This window comes from Lysobacter sp. GCM10012299, assembly GCF_042649405.1.
GTDB lineage: Bacteria > Pseudomonadota > Gammaproteobacteria > Xanthomonadales > Xanthomonadaceae > Lysobacter_J.
Window position 1 is genome coordinate 49,725 of sequence record NZ_JBHRZC010000007.1, and the last position, 23,478, is coordinate 73,202.

At 66.9% G+C, this 23,478-nt stretch carries 25 protein-coding genes; 19 read left to right on the top strand and 6 right to left on the bottom strand.

Annotated features, from left to right (window positions below):
• Nucleotides 1–31 precede the first annotated feature (31 nt).
• On the bottom strand, nucleotides 32–1,447 hold the full coding sequence (gene miaB / locus ACFOPO_RS16100; RefSeq protein ID WP_386704519.1) for a tRNA (N6-isopentenyl adenosine(37)-C2)-methylthiotransferase MiaB: 1,416 nt from the start codon (nucleotides 1,445–1,447) through the stop codon (nucleotides 32–34).
• A gap of 150 nt (nucleotides 1,448–1,597) precedes the next feature.
• Here miaB and ACFOPO_RS16105 point away from each other — a divergent pair, with 150 nt between their 5' ends.
• The 7 genes from ACFOPO_RS16105 to ACFOPO_RS16135 all read left to right on the top strand — a co-directional run bounded on the left by ACFOPO_RS16105 (nucleotide 1,598) and on the right by ACFOPO_RS16135 (nucleotide 7,853).
• Nucleotides 1,598–2,494, top strand: coding sequence for a lytic transglycosylase domain-containing protein (locus ACFOPO_RS16105; RefSeq protein WP_386704521.1), 897 nt, complete (start codon nucleotides 1,598–1,600; stop codon nucleotides 2,492–2,494).
• Between the two features lie 178 nt (nucleotides 2,495–2,672).
• Complete coding sequence (locus tag ACFOPO_RS16110) at nucleotides 2,673–3,620, top strand: lytic transglycosylase domain-containing protein (RefSeq protein ID WP_386704523.1); 948 nt, start codon at nucleotides 2,673–2,675, stop codon at nucleotides 3,618–3,620.
• Nucleotides 3,621–3,797: 177 nt separating this feature from the next.
• Entirely contained in the window at nucleotides 3,798–4,421 is a 624-nt protein-coding gene (petA, locus tag ACFOPO_RS16115; protein WP_386704525.1) for a ubiquinol-cytochrome c reductase iron-sulfur subunit, read from the top strand.
• Nucleotides 4,422–4,424: 3 nt separating this feature from the next.
• Complete coding sequence (locus ACFOPO_RS16120; protein ID WP_386704526.1) at nucleotides 4,425–5,684, top strand: cytochrome bc complex cytochrome b subunit; 1,260 nt, start codon at nucleotides 4,425–4,427, stop codon at nucleotides 5,682–5,684.
• Nucleotides 5,677–6,459 carry a cytochrome c1 gene (locus ACFOPO_RS16125; RefSeq protein ID WP_386704528.1) on the top strand — a complete coding sequence of 261 codons (783 nt, stop codon included), beginning with the start codon at nucleotides 5,677–5,679 and terminating at the stop codon, nucleotides 6,457–6,459. Before ACFOPO_RS16120 ends, ACFOPO_RS16125 begins: the two co-directional genes overlap by 8 nt.
• Before the next feature lie 149 nt (nucleotides 6,460–6,608).
• On the top strand, nucleotides 6,609–7,244 hold the full coding sequence (locus tag ACFOPO_RS16130; protein ID WP_158733116.1) for a glutathione S-transferase N-terminal domain-containing protein: 636 nt from the start codon (nucleotides 6,609–6,611) through the stop codon (nucleotides 7,242–7,244).
• Between the two features lie 105 nt (nucleotides 7,245–7,349).
• Complete coding sequence (locus tag ACFOPO_RS16135; protein ID WP_386704529.1) at nucleotides 7,350–7,853, top strand: ClpXP protease specificity-enhancing factor; 504 nt, start codon at nucleotides 7,350–7,352, stop codon at nucleotides 7,851–7,853.
• A gap of 105 nt (nucleotides 7,854–7,958) precedes the next feature.
• Here the strand turns inward: ACFOPO_RS16135 and ACFOPO_RS16140 are convergent, their stop codons facing one another.
• On the bottom strand, nucleotides 7,959–8,282 hold the full coding sequence (locus ACFOPO_RS16140) for a DUF3301 domain-containing protein (protein ID WP_158733118.1): 324 nt from the start codon (nucleotides 8,280–8,282) through the stop codon (nucleotides 7,959–7,961).
• Between the two features lie 106 nt (nucleotides 8,283–8,388).
• On the opposite strand from ACFOPO_RS16140, the gene ACFOPO_RS16145 reads away from it, so the two are divergent.
• Nucleotides 8,389–9,201, top strand: coding sequence for an FHA domain-containing protein (locus tag ACFOPO_RS16145; RefSeq protein WP_386704531.1), 813 nt, complete (start codon nucleotides 8,389–8,391; stop codon nucleotides 9,199–9,201).
• A 30-nt stretch (nucleotides 9,202–9,231) separates the two neighbouring features.
• Here the strand turns inward: ACFOPO_RS16145 and nadC are convergent, their stop codons facing one another.
• Together nadC and ACFOPO_RS16155 are read right to left on the bottom strand one after the other, a co-directional pair.
• The gene (gene nadC, locus ACFOPO_RS16150; protein ID WP_386704533.1) at nucleotides 9,232–10,107 is read right to left on the bottom strand and encodes a carboxylating nicotinate-nucleotide diphosphorylase; all 876 of its coding nucleotides are present in this window, start codon (nucleotides 10,105–10,107) and stop codon (nucleotides 9,232–9,234) included.
• Nucleotides 10,108–10,114: 7 nt separating this feature from the next.
• Nucleotides 10,115–10,384: a Trm112 family protein gene (locus ACFOPO_RS16155; protein ID WP_386704534.1), complete on the bottom strand. Its 270-nt coding sequence runs from the start codon at nucleotides 10,382–10,384 to the stop codon at nucleotides 10,115–10,117.
• 64 nt (nucleotides 10,385–10,448) lie between these two features.
• Here ACFOPO_RS16155 and purE point away from each other — a divergent pair, with 64 nt between their 5' ends.
• Complete coding sequence (purE, locus tag ACFOPO_RS16160) at nucleotides 10,449–10,955, top strand: 5-(carboxyamino)imidazole ribonucleotide mutase (protein WP_386704536.1); 507 nt, start codon at nucleotides 10,449–10,451, stop codon at nucleotides 10,953–10,955.
• Nucleotides 10,952–12,097, top strand: coding sequence for a 5-(carboxyamino)imidazole ribonucleotide synthase (locus ACFOPO_RS16165; protein ID WP_386704537.1), 1,146 nt, complete (start codon nucleotides 10,952–10,954; stop codon nucleotides 12,095–12,097). Before purE ends, ACFOPO_RS16165 begins: the two co-directional genes overlap by 4 nt.
• A gap of 79 nt (nucleotides 12,098–12,176) precedes the next feature.
• Here the strand turns inward: ACFOPO_RS16165 and ACFOPO_RS16170 are convergent, their stop codons facing one another.
• On the bottom strand, nucleotides 12,177–12,755 hold the full coding sequence (locus tag ACFOPO_RS16170; RefSeq protein WP_386704539.1) for a superoxide dismutase: 579 nt from the start codon (nucleotides 12,753–12,755) through the stop codon (nucleotides 12,177–12,179).
• A 159-nt stretch (nucleotides 12,756–12,914) separates the two neighbouring features.
• Here ACFOPO_RS16170 and grxD point away from each other — a divergent pair, with 159 nt between their 5' ends.
• The 5 genes from grxD (at nucleotide 12,915) to ppnN (ending at nucleotide 19,567) form a co-directional block, all read left to right on the top strand.
• On the top strand, nucleotides 12,915–13,235 hold the full coding sequence (gene grxD, locus ACFOPO_RS16175; RefSeq protein ID WP_200604401.1) for a Grx4 family monothiol glutaredoxin: 321 nt from the start codon (nucleotides 12,915–12,917) through the stop codon (nucleotides 13,233–13,235).
• Nucleotides 13,232–13,999 (top strand): SDR family NAD(P)-dependent oxidoreductase, encoded by a 768-nt coding sequence (locus ACFOPO_RS16180; RefSeq protein ID WP_386704542.1) that lies wholly within the window; start codon nucleotides 13,232–13,234, stop codon nucleotides 13,997–13,999. Before grxD ends, ACFOPO_RS16180 begins: the two co-directional genes overlap by 4 nt.
• Before the next feature lie 24 nt (nucleotides 14,000–14,023).
• Nucleotides 14,024–14,620 carry a YhgN family NAAT transporter gene (locus tag ACFOPO_RS16185; RefSeq protein WP_386704543.1) on the top strand — a complete coding sequence of 199 codons (597 nt, stop codon included), beginning with the start codon at nucleotides 14,024–14,026 and terminating at the stop codon, nucleotides 14,618–14,620.
• Nucleotides 14,621–14,880: 260 nt separating this feature from the next.
• Nucleotides 14,881–18,075 carry a TonB-dependent receptor domain-containing protein gene (locus tag ACFOPO_RS16190; protein WP_386704545.1) on the top strand — a complete coding sequence of 1,065 codons (3,195 nt, stop codon included), beginning with the start codon at nucleotides 14,881–14,883 and terminating at the stop codon, nucleotides 18,073–18,075.
• A 112-nt stretch (nucleotides 18,076–18,187) separates the two neighbouring features.
• Complete coding sequence (ppnN, locus tag ACFOPO_RS16195) at nucleotides 18,188–19,567, top strand: nucleotide 5'-monophosphate nucleosidase PpnN (protein WP_386704547.1); 1,380 nt, start codon at nucleotides 18,188–18,190, stop codon at nucleotides 19,565–19,567.
• Between the two features lie 55 nt (nucleotides 19,568–19,622).
• Here the strand turns inward: ppnN and ACFOPO_RS16200 are convergent, their stop codons facing one another.
• Nucleotides 19,623–20,645 carry a sensor histidine kinase gene (locus ACFOPO_RS16200; RefSeq protein ID WP_386704549.1) on the bottom strand — a complete coding sequence of 341 codons (1,023 nt, stop codon included), beginning with the start codon at nucleotides 20,643–20,645 and terminating at the stop codon, nucleotides 19,623–19,625.
• Between the two features lie 142 nt (nucleotides 20,646–20,787).
• Here ACFOPO_RS16200 and ACFOPO_RS16205 point away from each other — a divergent pair, with 142 nt between their 5' ends.
• Genes ACFOPO_RS16205 through ACFOPO_RS16220 form a run of 4 tightly spaced genes read left to right on the top strand, consistent with a single transcriptional unit; the run spans nucleotide 20,788 to nucleotide 23,477 of the window.
• Nucleotides 20,788–21,393, top strand: coding sequence for a GspH/FimT family pseudopilin (locus ACFOPO_RS16205; protein WP_386704551.1), 606 nt, complete (start codon nucleotides 20,788–20,790; stop codon nucleotides 21,391–21,393).
• Between the two features lie 16 nt (nucleotides 21,394–21,409).
• Nucleotides 21,410–21,901: a type IV pilus modification protein PilV gene (gene pilV, locus ACFOPO_RS16210; RefSeq protein WP_386704552.1), complete on the top strand. Its 492-nt coding sequence runs from the start codon at nucleotides 21,410–21,412 to the stop codon at nucleotides 21,899–21,901.
• The gene (locus tag ACFOPO_RS16215) at nucleotides 21,898–22,905 is read left to right on the top strand and encodes a PilW family protein (RefSeq protein ID WP_386704554.1); all 1,008 of its coding nucleotides are present in this window, start codon (nucleotides 21,898–21,900) and stop codon (nucleotides 22,903–22,905) included. Before pilV ends, ACFOPO_RS16215 begins: the two co-directional genes overlap by 4 nt.
• The gene (locus ACFOPO_RS16220) at nucleotides 22,902–23,477 is read left to right on the top strand and encodes a PilX N-terminal domain-containing pilus assembly protein (RefSeq protein ID WP_386704555.1); all 576 of its coding nucleotides are present in this window, start codon (nucleotides 22,902–22,904) and stop codon (nucleotides 23,475–23,477) included. Before ACFOPO_RS16215 ends, ACFOPO_RS16220 begins: the two co-directional genes overlap by 4 nt.
• Nucleotide 23,478 lies beyond the last annotated feature (1 nt).

Sequence of the window (23,478 nt, forward strand, 5' to 3'; positions counted from 1 at the left end):
TTCTCCCGCGAGCGGGAGAAGGGTTCGACGGTCAGGCGACTTCGAGCTCCGACGTCGCCACGCGTCCTCGCAGCGAGTTGCTCAGTGCCTCGGTGATCACCACGTCGACGAACTGTCCGACCAGGCGCGGATGGCCCGGGAAGTTCACCGAGCGCATGTTCTCGGTCTTGCCGGTCAACTCGTTCGGGTCCTTTTTCGAGGGCCCCTCGACCAGCACGCTCTGCACGCTGCCGACCATGTCCTGGCCGATCCGGCGGGCGTTGTCGTTGATCGCCGCCTGCAGGCGCGACAGGCGCGCATGCTTTTCCTCGCTGGTGACGCTGTCTTCCAGGTCGGCGGCCGGCGTGCCCGGGCGACGCGAGTAGATGAACGAGAACGACTGGTCGAAGCCGACGTCCTCGATCAGCTTCATGGTCTTCTCGAAGTCGCCGTCGGTCTCGCCCGGGAAGCCGACGATGAAGTCCGACGACACGCTGATGTCCGGACGCACCGCGCGCAGCTTGCGGATCTTCTGCTTGAACTCGATCGCGGTGTAGCCGCGTTTCATCGCCGACAGGATGCGGTCGCTGCCGGCCTGCACCGGCAGGTGCAGGTAGTTGGCCAGCTTGGGCACGTCGCGGTAGGCCTCGATCAGCGAGTCGGAGAACTCCAGCGGATGCGAGGTGGTGAAACGGATCCGGCCGATGCCTTCGATCTCGGCGATGGTGCGGATCAGCAGGCCCAGGTCGGCGACCTCGGCTTCGCCGCCGTCGTCGGCCGGCGCGATGGGGCCGCGGTAGGCGTTGACGTTCTGGCCCAGCAGGTTGATCTCGCGCACGCCCTGCGAGGCGAGGTCGGCGACTTCGACCAGCACGTCCTCGAACGGACGGCTGATTTCCTCGCCGCGGGTGTAGGGCACCACGCAGAACGAGCAGTACTTCGAGCAGCCTTCCATGATCGAGACGAATGCGCTCGGGCCTTCCGCGCGCGGCTCGGGCAGGCGGTCGAACTTCTCGATCTCGGGGAAGCTGATGTCGACCTGCGGCAGCCCGGTCGCGCGCTTGGCGGCGATCAGCTCGGGCAGGCGATGCAAGGTCTGCGGGCCGAACACCAGGTCGACGTACGGCGCGCGCTTGACGATCGCCTCGCCTTCCTGGGAGGCGACGCAACCACCGACGCCGATCACGACCGGGCGGTCGCCATTCTTCAGCGCCTTCCAGCGGCCGAGCTGGCTGAAGACCTTTTCCTGCGCCTTCTCGCGGATCGAGCAGGTGTTGATCAGGATCACGTCGGCTTCGTCGACGTTGTCGGTCAGCTCCATGCCGTCGCTGGCGGCGAGCACGTCGGCCATCTTGGCCGAGTCGTACTCGTTCATCTGGCAGCCGTGGGTCTGGATGAAGAGCTTCTTGCTTCCCGCGGTGGCGGGGGCAGGGGCCGCAGCAGGGCTTGGGCGTGTCGTGTCGGTCATCAGTCTCGATCCGGGAGGGGCGGCGGTTATTCCGCGCCGGAGGGGGCGTCATTCTACCCGCGCCGGGGCAGGGGACGGGCCGGGTCCGCCCATGGTTCGCGTTAGCTCAGGGGAAGGGCAGGCGCGAGGTGCGCCGACGGGGTCGAGGGAATGTCCGTGAAGGCAGGTGCGTGGTGGCTGTGGGTCGTGTGCCTGCTGGCGTGGTCGCCGGTGGTGGCCGCGGGCCCGGAACACTGCGAGCGCGCCGGCGAACCCTTGTCCGGCGAGCGCCTGGCCGCCGCCGGGGCGGTCCCAGCGCCAGCCTGCCCGGGCATCGCCGCCGCGCCGACGCTGGGCCGGGTCAGCCAGCCATCGATGCCGGCCAGGGTCGGTGGCGCCCCGCAGTTGCCGCCGGTCGCGCGCGAACTGCAGGAACCCCAGGTGGCCAGCGCATCGACGGGCGGGACTTCTGACACCGTTCCGATGCGGGTGGCCCAAGGCGAGGTCTACAGCTACATCAGCGGCGGCGAAACGGTTTACAGCAGCCGCCGTCCAGCGGCCGCGGCGGGCATTGGCCCGGTCAGCCGGGTGCGCTACACCTACATGGAATCCTGCTATGCCTGTGACCTGCAGCCGGGCGTGGACTTCGGCAAGGTCAGCCTGAACACCGATGCCTACCGCCGCGAGATCGCCTCTGCCGCGCGCGATTTCGGCGTTGACGAGTCAGTGGTGCGGGCCGTGATCCATGCCGAATCCGCCTATAACCCGCGCGCGCTGTCGCGGGTCGGGGCACAGGGTTTGATGCAGCTGATGCCGGACACGGCCCGGCGCTTCGGTGTCGCCAACGTCTTCGATATCGGGCAGAACATCCGCGGCGGCGTGCAATACCTCGCCTGGTTGCTCAAGCGTTTCAACGGCAACCTGACGCTGGCCGCGGCTGGATACAACGCCGGCGAAGGCGCGGTCGACCGCTACCGCGGCGTCCCGCCCTACAGCGAAACCCAGCGATACGTGGAGCGGGTGGCGGTGCTGGCCGACCGCTACCGCAATGCCAGGGCGGCGCCCTGAGCGAGGCAATGACAGGGGCCCAGTGGGCGATGCCGGGGGTGGGGCTCCGGCGTCGCCCAACCGGGAAGACCGGGGGAAGTGCGGTGCGAATTTCGTGGCGCGGTGTGGGTCACGTTTCGCTGCACCCAGCCCGATCAAGCACTTGAAGCGGTAGGGGAGACAGGACACACTCGCGGCCATGAGGGGGAGCTCACTGCTACTGGGGATGGCATGTCTATTGGCTGCGGCGCCGTCCGTGGCCGGTGCCCTGTACCGTTGCGACATGGCCGATGGCAGTCGCCGCTACGTCAGCAACAAGCCGGCCCATGCGCACTGCACCGTGATCAGCCAGTCGCGCGGAAGCAGCCGCTCCGCCGCCGCCACTCCGCCCAGGTCCACGGCTGCCGTTGGCAACGCCACCCCGGCCAACACCGTCGCCGGCTCGCCCGTGGCCGTCCAGGCGCAGGCGCCTGCCGCGCCGGTGTCGACGCCCGTTGCGTTGAAGTCCCCTGCCGCCAGCCCGGCCCCTGCCGTTGCCTCCTACGCCAGCAGCACGGCGCCGAGGGTGGTGCGCGGGCAGGTGTACTCGTACATCAAGGACGGCGTCCGCCACTACACCAGCCAGGCGCCGCGGGGCGTGGCCAACGCCAGTGCCGTGCGCACCATCCGCTACAGCTACATCGAGACCTGCTACGCCTGCGGAGCCCGGCCGGGCGTCAACTTCGGCACGGTCCGCCTCAACACCGACGCCTACCGCGACGAGATCGCCGCCGCCGCCCGCCAGCACGGGGTCGACGAGTCGATCGTGCGCGCGATCATCCATGCCGAGTCGGCCTACAACCCCAATGCGCTGTCGCGCGTGGGTGCGCAGGGCCTGATGCAACTGATGCCGGCGACGGCGCGGCGATTCGGCGTCAGCAACGCCTTCGACGCCGGCCAGAACATCCAGGGCGGCGTGCAGTACCTGGCCTGGCTGCTCAAGCGCTTCAACAACAACCTGACCCTGGCGGCAGCCGGCTACAACGCCGGCGAGGGCGCCGTGGACAAGTACAAGGGCGTTCCGCCCTACAGCGAGACCCAGCGCTACGTGGTTCGCGTGGCCCAGCTGGCCGAGCGTTACCGCGGCGCGGGCGTCATCGTCCGCTGATTTGAGGGCTTTGAGGGCCTGACCGGCACCTGCCGGGCCCCAGCGGGCGGTTTGCGCAACATCGGCGGATTGTCGGGCCATTCACCGTTCCGTTACACTTCCCCGTCTTTTGTGCCGCGAGCCGTCGCCAGTGGCGGGCTACGCGGTGTAACTTCGAACAGCTTTGCGGAGTGCCGGATGGCCAACCAAGGGGTCCACGATCCTGTCAACCAGGGCCGCCGTCGGTTCCTGACCGCGACCACTGCCGTGGTCGGTGCGGTCGGAGCCGGTTTTGTGGCGGTACCGTTCATCAAGTCCTGGAACCCGAGTGCCCGAGCCAAGCTCGCCGGCGCTCCGATTTCCGCGGACATCAGTGCGTTGGAGGAAGGCCAGCGCATGATCCTGGAGTGGCGCGGCCAGCCGATCTGGATCGTCAAGCGCTCCAAGGCGATCCTTGCCGCGCTGCCGACCCTGGACGCACGCCTGCGCGATCCCAAGTCCGAGAACAAGGACCAGCAGCCGGCGTACATCACCGGCGAGATGCGCTCGATCAAGCCGGAGATCTCCGTGCTGGTCGGCCTGTGCACGCACCTGGGCTGCTCGCCGGAAATGAAGGCCGAGATCCGCCCGGAGCCGTTCGACGACGACTGGAAGGGCGGTTACTTCTGCCCGTGCCACAAGTCGCGCTTCGACATGGCCGGCCGCGTGTTCCAGGGCGTCCCGGCGCCGACCAACCTGGTCGTGCCGCCGCACCACTATGAGAACGACACCACGATCGTGATCGGCGTCGATCCGTCGTCCGGCAGCAAGGGAGCGGCGTAAGTCATGTCGAACATCATTACCCGCACCGCCCTCGGCGCCTGGGATTGGGTCAACGCGCGCGCGCCCGGCATGATGCCGGCGTACCGCAAGCACATGACCGAGTACTACGCCCCGAAGAACTTCAACTTCTGGTACTACTTCGGTTCGCTCGCGCTGCTGGTGCTGGTCAACCAGATCGTCACCGGCATCTTCCTGACGATGCACTTCAAGCCGTCCGCGGCCGAAGCGTTCTCGTCGGTCGAATACATCATGCGCGACGTGGAGTGGGGCTGGCTGATCCGCTACATGCACTCCACCGGTGCGTCGATGTTCTTCATCGTCGTCTACCTTCACATGTTCCGCGGCCTGATGTACGGCTCGTACCAGAAGCCGCGCGAGCTGGTGTGGATCCTGGGCATGCTGATCTACCTGGTGCTGATGGCCGAAGCCTTCATGGGCTACGTGCTGCCGTGGGGCCAGATGTCGTTCTGGGGCGCCAAGGTGATCATCTCGCTGTTCGGCGCGATTCCGGTGATCGGCAACGGCCTGACCGAGTGGATCATGGGCGACTACCTGCCCGGCGATGCCACGCTCAACCGCTTCTTCGCCCTGCACGTGATCGCGCTGCCGCTGGTGCTGCTGCTGCTGGTCGTGCTGCACCTGGGCGCGCTGCACGAGGTTGGTTCCAACAACCCCGACGGCGTCGACATCAAGAAGGGCCCGAAGGGCAACCGCTGGGATGCGGCCAAGCCGCTCGACGGCATCCCGTTCCACCCGTACTACACGGTCAAGGACCTGTTCGGCGTCGGCTTCTTCCTGATCATCTGCGCGTTCGTCATCTTCTTCGCGCCGGCCTTCGGTGGCTGGTTCCTGGAGCATGACAACTTCACCGAGGCCAACCGCCTGGTGACGCCGGAGCACATCAAGCCGGTCTGGTACTACACCCCGTACTACGCGATGTTGCGCGTCATCCCGCACAAGCTCAGCGGCGTGATCGTGATGTTCGCCGCGATCGCGGTGCTGTTCCTGGTGCCGTGGCTGGACAAGTCGCCGGTCAAGTCGCACAAGTACCGCGGCTGGATCACCAAGCTGATGCTCGGCGTGCTGGCCATCTGCTTCCTGTGGCTGGGCAAGATCGGCGCCGGCCCGGGTACCGACCCGGTCGAGACCGTCATCGGCCGCGTGCTGACCTTCCTGTACTTCGTCTTCTTCATCACCATGCCGATCTGGACCAAGCTCGACAGGACCAAGCCGGTGCCGGAACGGGTGACGATGCATGACTAACCAGACTGCCCGCCAGCCCTTCCAGAAGAACCGCATCGTGAAGAAGCTCGCCATTTTTGCCGCCGGCCTGCTGGTGTCGGTCACCGCCTTCGCATCCGAAGGCGGCCACCTGCTGCAGTCGGGCACCGACCTGGGCGACCAGGCCTCGCTGCAGCGCGGCGCCAAGCTGTACATGAACTACTGCTCGGGCTGCCACTCGCTCAAGTACCTGCGTTACTCGCGCATGGCCGAAGACCTCGGCCTGAGCGAGGACGACGTCATGGCCAACCTGAATTTCACCGGCGCCAAGGTCGGTGAGCAGATCCAGGTCAGCCTGACGCCGGAGCACGCCAACCAGTGGTTCGGCAAGATGCCGCCGGACCTGAGCCTGATCGCCCGCGTCCGCGGCAGCGACTGGGTCTACACCTACCTGAAGTCGTTCTACCTGGACGAGTCGCGTCCGCTGGGCTGGAACAACCAGTTGTTCCCGAACGCCTCGATGCCGAACCCGCTGTGGGAACTGCAGGGCCTCCAGCACGCCGAGTTCGGCGAAGCCGACAAGAAGACCGGCGAGCGTCCGGTGCACGGACTGAAGGTGACCCAGCCGGGCAAGCTCGACGAGCAGGGCTTCAACCAGGCCGTGCGCGACATCACCACTTTCCTCGAGTACGCCGGCGAACCGGCCGCCATCAAGCGCCAGAGCCTTGGCGTTTGGGTGATCCTGTTCCTGGCGATGTTCACCATCATTGCCTACCTGCTCAAGATCGAGTACTGGCGAGACGTGGACAAGCACTGATCGCTGCTGTATCCCTTGGAGCCCGCCCAGTAATGTGCGGGCTCCTTGGTTGATGCGGCGGGCTGCGCGATCGAGGCCGTGACGACCGTCCACACGGGGTGGATGGCGTCTTGCCACCGGCGGATTCCGGTGGCTGGGAGAGGTCGATAATGGCGGCGAGTCCACGTATGCGTAATGCCCTGACGCTGTTTTCCTCCACCGACTGCGTGCTGTGCCATCGCGTGCGCCTGGTGCTAGCGGCCAAAGGCGTCACCTACGATCTGGTCCCGGTCGACCCGCAGAATCCGCCCGAAGATCTCGTCGATCTGAACCCTTACCACTCGGTGCCGACCCTGGTCGAGCGCGACCTGGTGCTCTATGCGGCCAGCGTGGTCAGCGAGTACCTCGACGAACGCTACCCGCATCCCCCGCTGATGCCGGTCGACCCGCTTTCGCGCGCACGCCTGCGTCTGGCGATGCTGCGCCTGGAGCACGACTGGGTGCCGCAGGTGCAGGCCATCCAGCTGGGCAACAAGGCCCAGGCCGAAGCCGGCCGCAAGCGCCTGAAAGAGCTGCTCACCGCCTCGGTGCCGCTGTTCAAGGCAAGCAAGTTCTTCCTCAATCCCGAGATGAGCCTGGCCGACTGCGCGATGGCGCCGATCATCTGGCGCCTGGACGCACTGGGCGTGCCGATGCCGAAGGACGGCAAGGCGATCGAGGACTACGGCAACCGCATTTTCCGCAACCCCGGCTTTACCCGCAGCCTGACCGAGCAGGAACGGAAACTGCGCGAAATGCCGGCCTGATCCGCGGCCGCTGCACCGATTCGACGAGCGGGCCACACGGCCCGCTCATTTCATTCCGGCGCCGTTTTCCACCTGCCCGCGACGCGACCGGGCTAAACTCGGCGCATGAGTCAGGACAGTCCCCCGATGACCAGTCACCGCCCTTATCTGCTGCGGGCGTTGTACGAATGGATCGCCGATAACGGCATGACCCCGCACCTGCTGGTCGATGCCGCCCGGCCGAACGTGCAGGTGCCCATGCACGCGGTGAAGGACGGCAAGATCGTGCTCAACATCGCCGAGCGTGCGGTCTCGCACCTGGAAATGGGCAACGACGCGATCCGCTTCAGTGCGCGATTCGGTGGCGTCAGCTATCCGGTGAGCGTGCCGGTGCAGGCGGTGCTGGCGATCTACGCCCGCGAGACCGGGCAGGGCATGGCGCTGCCGGACGACGTCCATGCCGCGGGCGACGACGGCGACCTCGACAGCGACATCGACAGCGCCGAAGAGGGCGTGACCACCACCCTCAGCGCGGTCCCCAGCGACCCGGCACCCGAGGGCGACGACGACGGCCCGCAATCTCCGACGCCGACACCGCGCCGCGGCGGGCATCTGCGCATCGTCAAATAATCCGTCCGTCATTCCCGCGAAGGCGGGAATCCATGGACGTAGAGGGACCGCGGTGAGAAGCAACGTCCTTGGATCCCCGCATTCGCGGGGATGACGGATCGTCGGTCAGTGCAACTGCGCAGGCGCCCGCGTCACCGGCCCACTAAAGGCAATCAAGCGATCCCCGCGCAGGACCATGCGGCCGACATGCCGGTCCTCGCCGTCGATCGAGTAGTCGAAGCGGAACGTACGCTCCCAGCCCAGCCAGCCGTTGTCATGCCGGCACAGGCGGATGCCCGTCGCGTGCACGCTCTGGTCCAGCCACTGCACCCCGGCCGCCTTGCAGGCGTCCCGACCGACCGCTTCGGCGCGCTCGGCGGCAGCCCGTCCGGCGCTCCAGAATGCGAACACCATCGCAGCGGCAATCATCAGGATCAGTAAAGTCGGCATGCAATTCGGGACCGCGGGATAGGATATTCAAGGTCCTAAATGTGGCGGCGCGCCGCGCCGGCCGCAAGGGGTACAGGACATTGCTGACAGGGGAGCAGGTCCAACAATGAAACTCGTCTTTCCGGGTGGCGAACACCCGCAGGTTCTGCTGGGCCACGGCATCAATCGCGTCGGCTCCGATCCACACTCCACCATCGTCATCGACCGCCCCGGCGTGCTGCCGCAGCACTGCCAGCTGCACGTGACCGCCCAGGGCGTGATGCTCGACGTCCCGCCCGGCACGGCAGTCACCGTCAACGGCCGCAAGGTCGCGGGACTGATCACCCTGCGGCCGGGCGACAGCGTCGGTTTCGACCAGGTCCAGGCCAAGCTGGCGGCGTTGGGCCCGGCACCGGTGGTCAGCCGGCAATCGCCGCCGGCCGGTCCCGACCTGATGCCGGCCAACGACGACCCGGGCGTGACCGCGGTGCGTCCGGTGGTGCCGCGCTTCTTCCTGCGCGGCGTGTCGGCGGACGTGTCAGGGCGCAGCGAAGCGCTGGTTGGCGTGATCACGGTCGGCCGCAGCAGCGAGAGCACGCTGCGTTTCGACTCACCGGGACTGTCGCGCAACCATGCCCGCTTGATGCCTACCGACAGCGGCGTGCAGGTCGAAGACCTGGGCTCCAGCAACGGCAGCTTCATCAACGGCAAGCGGGTGCTGCGCGGCGAGGCCAAAGTCGGCGACGAGATCGCCTTCGATACCCTGCGCTTCCGTCTCGCCGACACGGCGAAGTCCGAGCCGGTGCAGGTGCATGCGGCACCGCGCCCGGCACCGCGCAAGCGCCCGGTCTGGCCGTGGTTGCTGGCCATCGCGCTGGTCGTGGCCGCGGCTGCGGGCGCTTACGTGGTGATGGCGCCGGGCGGCCTGCAGATGCTTTAAGCAGGCCAGCGCAATGAGCAGGCCGCCGCCTCAGGCGGGCGCCGGGCCGAGCTTGAGCGACAGGTCGATGGCGCGGACGTGTTTGGTCAGTCCGCCGATGGAAATGCAGTCGACACCGTCCTCGGCGATGGCGCGCAGCGTCTGCATGTCGACGCCACCGGAGACCTCCAGCGGGATGCGCCGGTTGAACGGCGCGCCCGACGCGATGCGCACGGCCTCGCGGCGCGTGGCCGCATCGAAGTCGTCGATCAGGATGCGGTCGCAGCCTTCGTGCAGCGCTTCTTCCAGCTGCGCGATCGTCTCCACTTCCACGATCAGCGGCAGTTGCGGATGCATCGATCGTGCGGCGCGAATGGCGGCGGTCAGCGAACCGGCGGCGCGAACGTGGTTTTCCTTCAGCATCACCGCATCGAACAGGCCGATGCGGTGGTTGACGCCGCCGCCGACGCGCACCGCGTACTTCTGCGCCAGGCGCAGGCCCGGGATGGTCTTGCGCGTGTCGAGGATCTTGGCGCCGGTGCCTTGCACCGCGTCGACGTAGGCCGCGGTGGTGGTCGCGGTGCCGGACAAGGTCTGCAGGAAGTTCAGCGAGGCGCGCTCGGCACTCACCAGGGCGCGCGAGCGACCCTGCAGGATGGCCAGCACCGTGCCCTTGCCGACGCGGTCACCCTCAGTCACACGCCAGTCGATGCGCACGTCCGGATCGAGCGCGCGATGGCAGGCGTCAAACCAGGGCCGGCCACAGACCACGGCGTCTTCCTTGCACAGCAGGTAGGCGCTGTCGGCGGTATCGGGCAGCAGCGAGGCAGTGACGTCGCCGCTGCCGAGGTCCTCGGCCAGCGCTCGGGCGACGTCGGCGGCGATGACCTCCGCCGGCGGCGGGGCGGCTTCAAACGGGGACGTCATGGCGTGGTCATGCGCCGGGGAAGTCGGCGACCTGGGCGGTGGCGATGGCCTCTTCGGCCAGCAGCACCGGGATGCCGTCGTCGATACGGTAGGCGAGCTTGCGGTCGCGGGTGACCAGCGCCTCCTTGATGGCGTCGGCCTGGGCGCTGCCGTCGCCGCGGACGACCCCACCGGCCTGGATCGCGGCGTTCAGGGCCTGCAGGCCTCGGCTGTCGAGCAATTGCAGGGGCTGGCGGGTGGTCGGGCAGACGAGCAGGTCGAGCAGCTTGCGATCCATACGGTGTGATGCCGGGAGAACGGAACAGGCGGTTAGAATACGTCTTTGCACCAAGGCTCGACCAATGTCCGCTTCGACAAGTGACGCCCCGCTGGTGGGCATCGTGATGGGCTCGCGCTCCGACTGGGAGACGATGCAGCACGCCGCCGCCAAGCTGGAGGCGCTGGGCGTCCCGCATGAGATCCGGGTGGTCTCGGCGCACCGCACCCCCGACGTGCTGTTCGACTACGCCGCGACGGCGCAGTCGCGCGGGCTGCGCGCGATCATCGCCGGTGCCGGCGGAGCCGCCCACCTGCCGGGCATGCTCGCCGCCAAGACCGCCGTGCCGGTGCTGGGCGTGCCGGTGCAGAGCAAGGCGCTCAACGGCATGGACTCGCTGCTGTCGATCGTGCAGATGCCGGCCGGCATTCCGGTGGCGACCTTCGCCATCGGCAACGCCGGTGCCGCCAATGCCGCGCTGTTCGCCGCCGCGATGCTGTCCGCCGAACATCCGTCGATCGCCGCAGCGCTCGACACCTTCCGCACGCGCCAGACCGACGACGTGCTCGCCAACGACGACCCGCGGAAATGACCACCGTAGGCATCCTCGGCGGCGGGCAGCTGGCCCGCATGCTCGCGCTTTCCGGTGCACCGCTCGGCCTGCGCTTCCTGGTGATGGACAACGTCGCCGATGCCTGCGCGGGCCAGTTCGCGCCGATGGTAGTGGGTGACTACCGCGACGAAACCACGCTGGCCGAGTTCGCCTCGCGCGTCGACGTGGCCACGTTCGATTTCGAGAACGTGCCGTCCGAATCGGCGCAGTGGCTGAGCGAACGCGTGCAGGTGTTCCCGAACCCGCGCGCGCTGGCGACGGCGCAGGACCGGCTGGCCGAGAAGACGCTGTTCCAGCAGCTGGGCATCCCGGTGCCGCCTTTCGCCGCCATCGACACGCGCGAGCAGCTCGATGCCGCGATCGCGACGATCGGCACGCCGTGCATCCTCAAGACCCGCCGCCTTGGCTATGACGGCAAGGGCCAGTTCCGCATCAAGTCGCCGGCCGATGCCGATGCAGCGTGGGACGCGCTGGGCGCGCAGGCGAGCAAGGTCGGGCTGATCCTGGAAGGCTTCATCCATTTTGAGCGCGAGCTGTCGGTGGTCGCCGTGCGCGGCCGCGACGGCGAATTCCGCGCGTGGCCGTTGACCGAGAACTGGCACGTCGACGGCGTGCTCTCGGCCAGCCTGGCACCGGCGCGCGTCGACAGCGCGCTGGCCGAGCTGGCCTACGAGCATGCGCGCAAGCTCGGCGAGGCCCTCGACTACGTCGGCGTGTTCGCGCTGGAGCTGTTCTGCCGCGACGGCGAACTGCTCGCCAACGAGCTCGCGCCGCGCGTGCACAACTCCGGTCACTGGACGATCGAAGGCAGCGAAACCTCGCAGTTCCAGAACCACCTGCGCGCAGTGCTCGGCCTGCCGCTGGGCGACACCCGCATGGTCGGCCTGGCCTGCATGCTCAACTGGATCGGCGAAATGCCGTCGGCAACGCCGGTGCTGGCCGAACCGGGTGGCCACTGGCACGACTACGGCAAATCGTCGCGCGCCGGACGCAAGGTCGGCCACGCCACCGTGCGCGCCGACTCCGCGCAGGCGCTGGCGACGTCGCTGCAACGCATTGGCGAAAGCCTGGGCCGACAGGAGCAGGTCGATCCGGTGATCGCGGCGCTGTCGCGTTCGTAGCACTCGCCGACACCGCCCTGAAACGCAAACGGCCGGGTTTCCCCGGCCGTTCGCTTTTGCAGCGTTGAATCGCGCGCGGTTACTTCAGGTTCGCAGCCACGAAGTCCCAGTTGACCAGGTTCCAGAACGCCTCGAGGTACTTCGGACGGGCGTTGCGGTAATCGATGTAGTACGCGTGTTCCCACACGTCGCAGGTCAGCAGCGCGGTGTCGTCGCCGGTCAGCGGGGTGGCGGCGTTGGAGGTGCTGACCAGGGCCAGCGAACCGTCCGGACGCTGCACCAGCCAGCCCCAGCCCGAACCGAAGGTGCCGACCGACACCTTGGTGAACTCTTCCTTGAACTTGGCGAAGTCGCCGAAGGCCTTGTTGATCAGCTCGGCGAGCTTGCCGCCGGGCTCGCCGCCGCCGTTGGGCGCCAGGCAGTTCCAGTAGAAGGTGTGGTTCCAGATCTGCGCGGCGTTGTTGAACATGCCGCCCTGCGACTTGCGGATGATCTCCTCGAGCGACATGCCGGCGAACTCGGTGCCCTCGATCATCTTGTTGAGGTTGTCGACGTAGGTCTTGTGGTGCTTGCCGTAGTGGAAGTCGATGGTTTCGCCGGAGATGTGCGGCTCGAGCGCGGTGCGGTCGTAGGGCAGGGCGGGCAGTTCGATGGCCATTGCGGGCTCCAGAGGGCTGGCTAAGGGGAGGGCCGGGGGCGAGTTCCGGGTGGCCGGAGCGTCCGCGGCTCGGGAAGGCTTACAATTGGACATTCTATCCCCACGCTTCGTTGCCGTGCCGTCAAAGGTTCGCAACGCACCATCGCAGGAGTTGCACCCATGTCCGTAATGGAGCGGATCCAGGCTGAAGTCGAAAGCCATCCGATCGTCCTTTTCATGAAGGGGACGGCGCAGTTCCCGATGTGCGGCTTCTCCAGCCGCGCGGTGCAGGCGCTGAAGGCCGCCGGTGCGGACGAGCTGCACACCGTCAACGTGCTGGAGGATCCGGAGATCCGCGCCAACCTGCCGCGCTATTCGAACTGGCCGACGTTCCCGCAGTTGTTCATCCATGGCGAACTGATCGGCGGTTGCGACATCACCATGGAGCTGTTCGAGTCCGGTGAGCTGGCGCGCATGATCAGCGAGACCCACAGCCAGTGAGTGCGGCGGTTGACCGTGCGCTCGACGGGCGCGTCATTTTGGTGACCGGCGCCCACGGTGGCCTCGGCCAGGCCGCGGCGCTGGCCTGCGCGCGCGCCGGCGCGACGGTGGTGCTGCTCGGTCGCAAGCTGCCCAAGTTGAACCGCGTGTACGACGCGCTGGCCCAGGCCGGCGCGGAGCCGCTGCTGTATCCGCTCGACCTTGAAGGTGCTTCGCCCGACGACTTCGCCGAACTGGCGCAGCGACTGGAAAGCGAAGTGGGCCGCCTGGATGGCGTGCTGCACTGCGCCGCCGAGTTCACCGGCCTGACGCCGCTGGCGCAGACCGACCCCGCCGTGTTCGCCCGTGCGATCCACGTCAACCTCACCGCGCCGTGGTGGCTGACCCAGGCCTGCCTGCCGCTGCTGGGCAAGGCGCCCGATGCCTCTGTCGTGTTCGTGCTCGACGATCCCGCCCGCATCGGCAAGCCCTACTGGGGCGGTTATGGTGCGGCCAAGCAGGGTCTGGCCGGATTGGTCGGCATCCTCCATGGCGAGCTCGCCAACACGTCCGTGCGGGTGGCCGGGTTGCAGCCCGGTCCGATGCGCACGGCGCTGCGGGCCAAGGCCTATGTGGAAGACAACGACCGCGCCGCGATCGAGCCGGCGGCCTATGCCCCTGCCTGCGTCACCCTGCTGTCGCCCGCCGGTGCCGCCCATCGTGGCCAGGTCTGGAGCCCGCCGGCCGCCACGGCGCTGCCGACCCTCCCGACCCTCGGCCTCTGACGCCGTACCGATGACGCCACGCCCATGACGATTGCCTCGGCGGCCCTGCTGCTGTTCCTGATCCTGGACCCGCTCGGCAACGTGCCGGTGTTCCTGAGCCTGCTGCGCGGCCTGCCGCCCAGGCGCCAGCGGATCGTGCTCGCGCGCGAGCTGCTGATCGCGCTGGCCGTGCTGATGATGTTCCTGTGGGGCGGCAAGTACGCCCTCGAACTGATGCACCTGCGCCAGGAGTCGGTTTCCATTGCCGGCGGCATCGTCCTGTTCCTGATCGGCATCCGCATGATCTTCCCGCCGCCGGAAGGTCTGATGGGCGAGATCCCCGATGGCGAGCCTTTCATCGTGCCCATGGCCATCCCGCTGGTGGCGGGGCCGTCGGGCATGGCCGCCGTGATGCTGATGGGCAGCAACGAGCCCACCCGCCTGGGCGAATGGAGCCTGGCCTTGCTGATCGCCTGGGGCGCCACCGCCGCGATCCTTTTCAGCGCCACGTTGCTCTACAAGCTGATGGGCATCCGCGCGCTGACCGCGATCGAGCGCCTGATGGGCATGCTGCTGGTGGCCATCTCGGTGCAGATGTTCCTCGACGGCCTGGGCACGTACCTGCAGATCGCCCCCCCGTAGCGCCGGAAGAGGGCACCGAATGCTGCTGGCGCAAGGCCAGCGGCCGCCGACCCGGTACTTTGCCGCCCATGGCGTTTCTTGACAGTCGTCACGACTCTGTCACAAGCCCCACCTAGCCTGTTAAACTACTGTTAACAAACGGGTAGGGGGCCCCCACCCACCGGGTGTTGGGGCAACGCAATCTCGAAGTATCCAACGCGCGGAAGTCGCCCCGCGCAGGCAACGCTTTCCTTCCTTTGATCTGCATGAGGCCATCTGCAATGACCCATCCGAACCGCGTACGCATGTCCAAGCTAGCGCTTGGCCTGTTCGCCGCCCTCGCCACTTCTTCCGTGTTCGCCCAGGCCACTTCGGCCGGTATCGGTGGCCGCGTTGTTGCCGCAGACGGCCAGCCGGTCGCCGGCGCCGAAGTCGTCATCACCCACACCGAGTCGGGCACGGTCAGCCGCGCCGTCACCGGTGCCGACGGTCGCTACAACGCCCGCGGCCTGCGCGTCGGTGGTCCGTACACGGTCACCATCAACAAGGCCGGTGCTGGCTCCAACAGCCAGGACGGCGTCTACCTCAACCTCGACAAGGTCAACCAGGTCGACCTGTCGTTGAACCCCGAGGTCACCACGCTGGAATCGGTCCAGGCGATCTCGTACGGCGGCTCGGAAGTGTTCAGCGCCAACAAGATGGGCGCCGGCTCGCAGGTCACCCGCGAGCAGATCGAGACGATGCCGAGCATCAACCGCAACCTGCAGGACTTCGCGCGCCTCGACCCGCGCATCGTGCAGAGCGACAAGGCCCGCAACGAAATCACCGTTGGCGGCCAGAACCCGCGCTACAACGTGATCCGCGTCGACGGCATCAGCAGCGCCGACTCCTTCGGCCTGCAGGGCAACGGCCTGCCGACCCCGCGCCAGCCGTTCTCGATGGACACCATCGATGAAATCGCAGTCGACGTCGCCAACTACGACGTCACCATCTCCGGCGGCACCGGCGGCGTGATCAACGCGGTCACCAAGTCGGGCACCAACGAGTTCCACGGCTCGGTCTACGGCATCTACCGCGACAACGACTGGTCCGGCAAGAACCAGAACGACATCCGTCCGAAGCTGTTCGACAACGAGCAGACCTACGGCATGACGTTCGGTGGTCCGATCATCAAGGACAAGCTGTTCTTCTTCGCCAACTATGAGAACTACACCGGCAAGGACCTGTTCACGGGCAACTCCGGTTTTGGTCCGAGCGGCTCGGGCGAGAGCAACATCGTCACCATCACCCAGGACCAGATTGACCAGGTCATCGCGCTGTCGAAGGCCAAGGGCTTCGATCCGGGCACGCTGGCCAAGCCCTCGCTCGACACCGAGAGCGAAGAGTACGGCCTGAAGATCGATTGGAACATCACCGACGCCCAGCGCGCCAGCTTCCGCTACGGCAAGACCGAGCAGAGCACGCCGTTCCTGCAGGGCTTCAACAACACGTCGCTGGCCCTGAACACGTACCACTACGTGCAGGACTTCGAACTGGAGACCTACAGCGCGCAGCTGTTCAGCGACTGGACCGACACGTTCTCGACCGAAGCCAAGGTTTCGTACCGTGACTACTCGGCCGTGCGCAACCCGCTGGCCGACCTGCCGGCGATTGCCGTGCGCATCGGCAGCAACACGCTGAACTTCGGCACCGAAGAGAACACCCACGCCAACGTCCTCGGCACGAAGACCTGGAACGGCTTCTTCGCCGGCAACCTGTTCCTCGGCGACCACACCGTCAAGTTCGGTGCGGACTACGAGTCGAACGAGGTCTACAACCTGTTCGGCCGTCGCGTGAACGGTGTCTACACCTTCAACAGCATCGCCGCCTACGCAGCCAACCAGTCCAGCCGTTACCAGCTGTTCTACCCGCAGGGCGGCGACCTGGACAACATGGCCGCCGTGTTCACCCAAGAAAACCTGGGCCTGTTCGTGCAGGACAGCTGGGCCGTCAACAGCAACCTGACGCTGACCTACGGCCTGCGCTACGACCATTCGATCGTCGACGACAAGCCGGTGTTCAACGCCGCTGCCTCGTCGCTGTTCGGCGTGCGTAACGACAACACCATCGACGGCGCCGACCTGTGGTCGCCGCGCTTCGGCTTCAACTACACCATGGACACCGAGCGTCCGACCCAGGTCCGCGGCGGCGTCGGCCTGTTCAAGGGTGCAGCGGCAACCGTTTGGCTTGCCAACCCGTTCGCCAACAACGGCGTGACTTACACCGACTACTTCGACTCCAACGGCACCACGCTGTTCTCGCCTGATCCGCGCGGCCAGCTGGCCGTTGCCCAGAGCGGCGGCACGCCGGGCCAGCAGTCGGTCGACTTCATCGATTCCGATGTCGTCCAGCCGTCGGTGTGGAAGTCCAACCTGGCATTCGATACCGAGCTGCCGTGGTGGGGCGTGGTCGCATCGGCCGAGCTGGTGCTGACTTCGGTCAAGGACGGCATCTACTACCAGCAGCTCAACCTGGGTAACAACACCCGCCTTGGCCAGGACGGCCGCGCGCTGTTCTGGAACGCAGCTGGCTACAACGGTGCCAACTGGAACCGCGACGGCGTCTCCAGCGGCGGCGCCCTCGCACGTGCCAACCGCTCCCAGGCGTTCAACGACGCCATCATTGCCAAGAACACCGGCAAGGGCGAAAGCCAGCAGCTCACCATCGGCCTGAACAAGCCGTTCAACGACGGCGACTGGGCATGGGCGGCGTCGTACACCTACACCAACGCCAACGAAGTCAGCCCGCTGACCAGCTCGACCTCGAGCTCGAACCTGGGCAACGTGTCGGTGTTCCAGTCCAACGAAGAAGTCAGCGCGACCTCGAGCTACGAGATCAAGAACCGCTTTCTGGCCACGGCCCAGTGGAAGCACGCGTTCTTCGGCAACAGCAACACCATCGTCTCGCTCGTTTACGAAGGCCGTTCGGGTCGTCCGTACAGCTACACCTTCGACAACGACGCCAACGGCGACGGTCGCGTCAACGACCTGCTGTACATCCCGACCGGTCCGGGCGACGTGATCGTCGGCCAGGGCGCGACGAAGGCTTCGGAAGAAGCCGCGTTCTGGACGATCATCAACAGCGACGAGTACCTCAACTCGCACCGCGGCCAGGTGGCCGAGCGCAACGCCGTGACCAGCGACTGGGTCAACCAGTTCGACCTGCACATCGCCCAGGAATTCCCGGGCTTCATGGATGGTCACAAGGCCGAGATCTCGATCGACATCCTCAACGTCGGCAACCTGCTCAACAAGGACTGGGGTCGCGTCGAGGAAGTGGCCTTCCCGGCGATGCGCGGCATGGTCGAGTACGGCGGCGTCGACACCGCGACCGGCAAGTACATCTACCGCGTCAACACCCCGGATGCGCTGACCGTCTACGACGACAAGGGCATCTCGCGCTGGGCCGGCCAGATCAGCCTGCGTTACAAGTTCTGATCCCACGCGGATTGTCTGAAGCACCTGAAAACGGCCGGGTTTCCCGGCCGTTTTCTTTTGTGGGGGAGGCAGGCTAGAGTCACACCGGTAAACAGAAGAAAAGAAGAGAAAGATGAGCGCCACCATTGAAACCACCCTTCCGACCGTCAACGCCCGGATCTACCCGAAGGGCGGGCTCGACGTCCTTTCACGCGACGAGGTCGCGCGCCTGCGCGACGTGTCCACCGGCATGCACGACCTGCTGCGCCGCTGCGCGCTGGCGGTGCTGACCAGCGGCAGCGCCTCCGACGACCCGCGCGCCGCGCGCGAGCTGTACCCCGAATTCGACATCCAGGTGCACCAGCAGGATCGCGGCGTCCGCATCGACCTGACCCATGCGCCGGCGATGGCCTTCGTCGACGGCGAGATCATCCGCGGCGTCGCCGAACTGCTGTTCGCGGTCGTGCGCGACCTGGCCTACACGGCGATGGAACTCGGTCCGGATTCGAACCAGGACCTGGAGTCCTCCTCGGGCATCACCGACTCGGTGTTCGGCCTGCTGCGCAACGCGCGCATCCTGCATCCGACCGAACCCAACCTGGTGGTGTGCTGGGGCGGCCACTCGATCTCGCGCGACGAGTACGTCTACACCAAGCAGGTCGGCTACGAGCTCGGCCTGCGCGGCCTCGACATCTGCACCGGCTGCGGCCCGGGTGCGATGAAGGGCCCGATGAAGGGCGCCACCATCGCCCATGCCAAGCAGCGTCGCTCACGCACGCGCTACATCGGCATCACCGAGCCGGGCATCATCGCGGCCGAATCGCCGAACCCGATCGTCAATCACCTGGTGATCATGCCGGACATCGAGAAGCGCCTCGAGGCGTTCGTCCGGCTGGGACACGGCATCATCGTGTTCCCGGGTGGCGTCGGCACGGCGGAGGAAATCCTCTACCTGCTCGGCATCCTGCTGCGCGAAGAGAATGCGCACCTGCCGTTCCCGCTGATCTTCACCGGCCCGACCGCCTCGGCGCCGTACTTCGAGCAGATCGACAAGTTCATCCGCCTGACGCTGGGCGAGGAAGCCACCAAGCGCTACGAGATCATCGTCGGCGACCCGGACAAGGTCGCCAAGCGCATGTCGACCGGCATCCGCAAGGTCCGCGAGCACCGCATCGCGCAGAAGGACTCGTTCTTCTTCAACTGGTCGGTCGACATCCCGCTGGCGTTCCAGCGTCCGTTCGTGCCCACGCACGAGGCGATGGCCGCGCTCGACCTGCACCACGGCCGCAAGCCGCACGAACTGGCCGCCGACCTGCGCCGCGCGTTCTCGGGCATCGTCGCCGGCAACGTCAAGGAAGACGGCATGCGCCGGATCGAGGCGCACGGTCCGTTCGAGATCCACGGTGACGCCGACATGATGCAGTCGCTCGATGCGCTGCTGCGTGCGTTCGTCGAGCAGCGCCGCATGAAGATCGCCGGCGAGTACAAGCCCTGCTATCGCGTGGTTGCGTGATCGCACCGCGCCCTTCTCCCGTTCTCGGGAGGGGGGCGAGCGAAGCGGGCAGGGGTTAGCCCGGCGACACCGGCAAGCGCACGGTCGCGATGAAGCGCTTGCCTTCCTGCTGCGTGATCACGCTGCCGCGGCCGCCAGTCAGCGCCTCGATCCGCACCTGCGAGGCATTGAGGCCGACATGGTGGCCGGGGTTCTGCCCGCCTCCCGACGCCAGCGGATTGATGATGCGCACGATGGTCGTTTCCGGCGTGGTCGTGACCGCGATCTCGATCTGGCCGCCCTCGGCGCGGCGCTCGATGCCATGGCGGATCGCGTTCTCCACGAGCGGCTGGATCGACAGCGCCGGCACCGTCACCGCGGGTATCTCCCGTGGCAGCTGCCAGTCGACCTGCAGGCGATCGCCGAAGCGCAGCTGCTCGATTTCGAGGTAGCGACGAGCTAGCGCCAGTTCGTCCTCGAGCGAGATGTCGTGCGGTCCCGCCAGCGCCGCCCGGAACAGGTCGGCCAGGTCGAGCAGCAGGCGTTCGACTTCTTCCGGCTGCCGATGGACCAGGGCCGCGCCGGTGTTGAGCGTGTTGAAGAGGAAGTGGGGGCGGATGCGGGCCTGCAGGGCCAGCAGTTCGGACTGCTTGGCGCGGACCGCGTGCAGTTTGCCGCGCCAGTGGTTCTGGAAGGCGGCCACGCCGAGGAAACCCACGGTCAGGCAGATGCCGGTCAGGCGCAGGAACAGTGACGTCCAGCCGCCCTGGGTCAGCGGCCAGAGCTCGCGCACGGTCAGCCACGACAGACCGGCCACCAGCCAGGTGCTCAGCAGCAGCAGGCCCAGGGCAACGTACGTGAGCCGCTGCGGTCTGTAATCGCTCAGCTGGTGGCGCAGGAGGTACAGCCCACCCAGGGTCAGCAGGGCGACCCACTGGATCACCATCGAAGTCAGGCCGAAATAAACCCAGCGGTCGAGCCCGATGCCAGGTGCCAGCGCCAGCACGACGGCCAGGCCTTCGCCCGCCAGGACCACCCAGATCAAGGCCGGGGCCTGCCATAGGGTGTCGAGTGGCCGTGTCGGAGCAATGGGTGGCATGCGCGCATGATGCACGTCCGCCAAGGCAAATTCACCGACCCGACCGCTGGCCGGACAAAACGCCCCGCTCATCCCGATCCCGCTGGCAAGCGGCCCCGGGGTGCAATAGCTTTGACTCCGGGCAATTGGGGAGTGCACCGCCTTGCATCATATTGATGGCCTGTTCCGGTCGAATCCGGAGCGGCAACGGCGAATAGCGGGATTCAGTCTGATCGAGCTGATGATCACGGTCGTGGTCCTCGGAGTCGTGATGGGCATCGCCATCCCGAGCTTCCGCTACGTCCACAACTCCGGGCGGATCACCGCGCCGTCGAACGAGCTGGTGGCGAGCATCCAGCTGGCGCGCGCCGAGGCGATGCGACGCAACGCGCGCGTCGTCATGTGCAGTTCTGCCAACAACACGAGCTGCTCCAACAGCAGTAGCTGGGCGGGCTGGATCGTCTTTGCCGATACCGACCGCGATGGCACGGTCGATGCCGGCGAAACGATCATCAAGGCGTTCACGGTGGCCGCGCCGGCCACCGTCACGTCGAGCAGCAATGTCACCCAGGGCAAGCTCGTGTTCCGCTCCGACGGATTCCCGCGCAACACCGGCGGGACCCTGCTGCAGGCCAAGATCGGCGTGTGCGCGGCGGTGACGATGCCGGCCGAGAACGCGCGCGACGTCACGATCGGCCAGGGTGGCAGCCAGATCTTCGTTGTTCGCCGCAATGGCGGTGGCGCCTGCGCCGCGCCTTCCAACACCTGATAGCGGGAGCGATGCCATGACTTCACGAAACACAAGGCGGTCGATCTCGCATCCGCAGTCCAGCGCCGGCATGAGCCTGCTCGAAGTGCTGATCGCGGTGCTGGTGCTGGCCATCGGCCTGCTCGGCGTGGCCGCGCTGCAGGCCGCGGCACTCAAGAACAGCCAGAACTCGCTCGGCCGCAGCCAGGCCGTGATCGAGAGTTACGCGATCCTGGACGCGATCCGCGCCGCCGTGCCGGGCAGCGGCATCAGCAATCCGACGGCCAAGACTGCCGCGCTCGATGCGTACGACCTGGCGCGCCAGTGCACCGTGCCGACCGCAACCACGACGCTGGCGCAAAACGATGTCCGGCTGTGGATGACCACCATGCAGGCCAGCCTCGGCAGCAGTGCCTGCGGCACGATCGTTTGCGAGACCAGCGTCTGCACGGTCACCGTGGAATGGGACGAAAGCCGTTCCGCCGGCGGTAGCCAGACCTACTCGATCACCACCAGGAGCCAGATGTGAGCGCCGCTACCCGTAAACAGCCGGGATCCGGCGCGCGCAAGATTCGCGGCGTAACCCTGATCGAACTGATGGTGGCGCTGCTGCTCGGCCTGCTCGTGGTCGGCGGTGCCATCGCCATGTTCATGAGCAACCGCAAGACCTATATGGCGACCGAAAGTCTCGGCCGCATCCAGGAAGGCGGACGCATCGGCTTTGAGCTGTTCGCCCGCGACATCCGCGAGGCCGACGGCACCCCGTGCCGGCAGCCGCAGCCGTCGCCACCCACGTCCGCTTCGGTGATCATGCTGCCGATCGCCAACCTGCTGACTTCCACGGCATGGTGGGCGAACTGGGGCAACGGCCTGCTCGGCTATGACAACGGCGGCTTCACCGGCAGCGTGGCGGGCACCGATGCGATCGAGCTGCACTCGGCCAACGTCAACGCGGTCACCGTAACCAGCTTCGCGTCAGCCACATTCACCGCGAGCACGACTACGCATGGCATCGCGGCCAACGACGTCGTCCTCGCCTGCGACGGCAACCAGGGCACGATCTTCGTCGCCGGCACGACCAGCGCAGCCAGCATCCCGGTGGCCACTTCGGGCAATTGCGGCACGGGGCTGGGACTGGGCGCGACCTGCGGCGGCACGGCCTACACCTACGGCGCGGCCGCCAATGGCCAGGCCATGCTTGCGAAAGTCCGCGGCGTGCGCTGGTACGTCAAGGCCAACGGCCATGGCGGCAATTCGCTCTACCAGCAGAACATGGGCGATGCCGAAATCGAGATCATCGACGGCGTCCGCGACCTGCAGTTGACCTACCTGCTACCGGGCGCGAACACCTATGCGACCGCCGCTTCCGTGACCACGCAGAACCGCTGGAAGGATGTCAGCGCCGTGCGCATCGTGCTCGACCTCGAAGGCCAGCAGAGCAACAGCGACGACCGCATCAAGGCCGGCACCGACGGCAACGGCCTGCGCCGCCGGATCACCCACGTTGTAACCCTGCGGAATCGCAACGCATGAACCGCATCCCGACTTCCCGCCGATCCAACCCTTCCATGGCCGGCCGCGGCCAGCAGCATGGCATCGCCTTGCTGGTGGTCCTGGTCCTGCTGCTGATCATGACGCTGCTCGGGCTCGCCAGCCTACGCGGAACACTGCTCGAAGAGCGCATGAGCGGCAACCTGTTCGATCGCAGCCTGGCATTCCAGGCAGCGGAAACGGCATTGCGCCAGGGCGAGGCCATCGCCGCCAACCCGGCAACGGTGATCCCGAGTGGTTCCACCTGCGCCAGCGGCGTGTGCGGTCCGCCGACGGCAGGCCTGGACCGCTCGCTGGGCACCACCGGCTGGGTCGATGCAGCCGCCCTGACCGGCAACACGCTTGCGGTGCCCAATGCATCCGACCTGCAGTACCTGGTCGAGTACCTGGGCGAATACAACACCACCGCCAAGTGCGACCAGATCCTGGGTCCGAACGGAAAGCCAAAGGACCCGCTGTGCAAGGCCAAGCTGTTCCGCGTCAGTGCCAAGTACCAGTCCGCCGGACGCGCCAGCGTGCTTCTCCAGTCCGCCCTCCGCATTCCCTCGCCTTGAG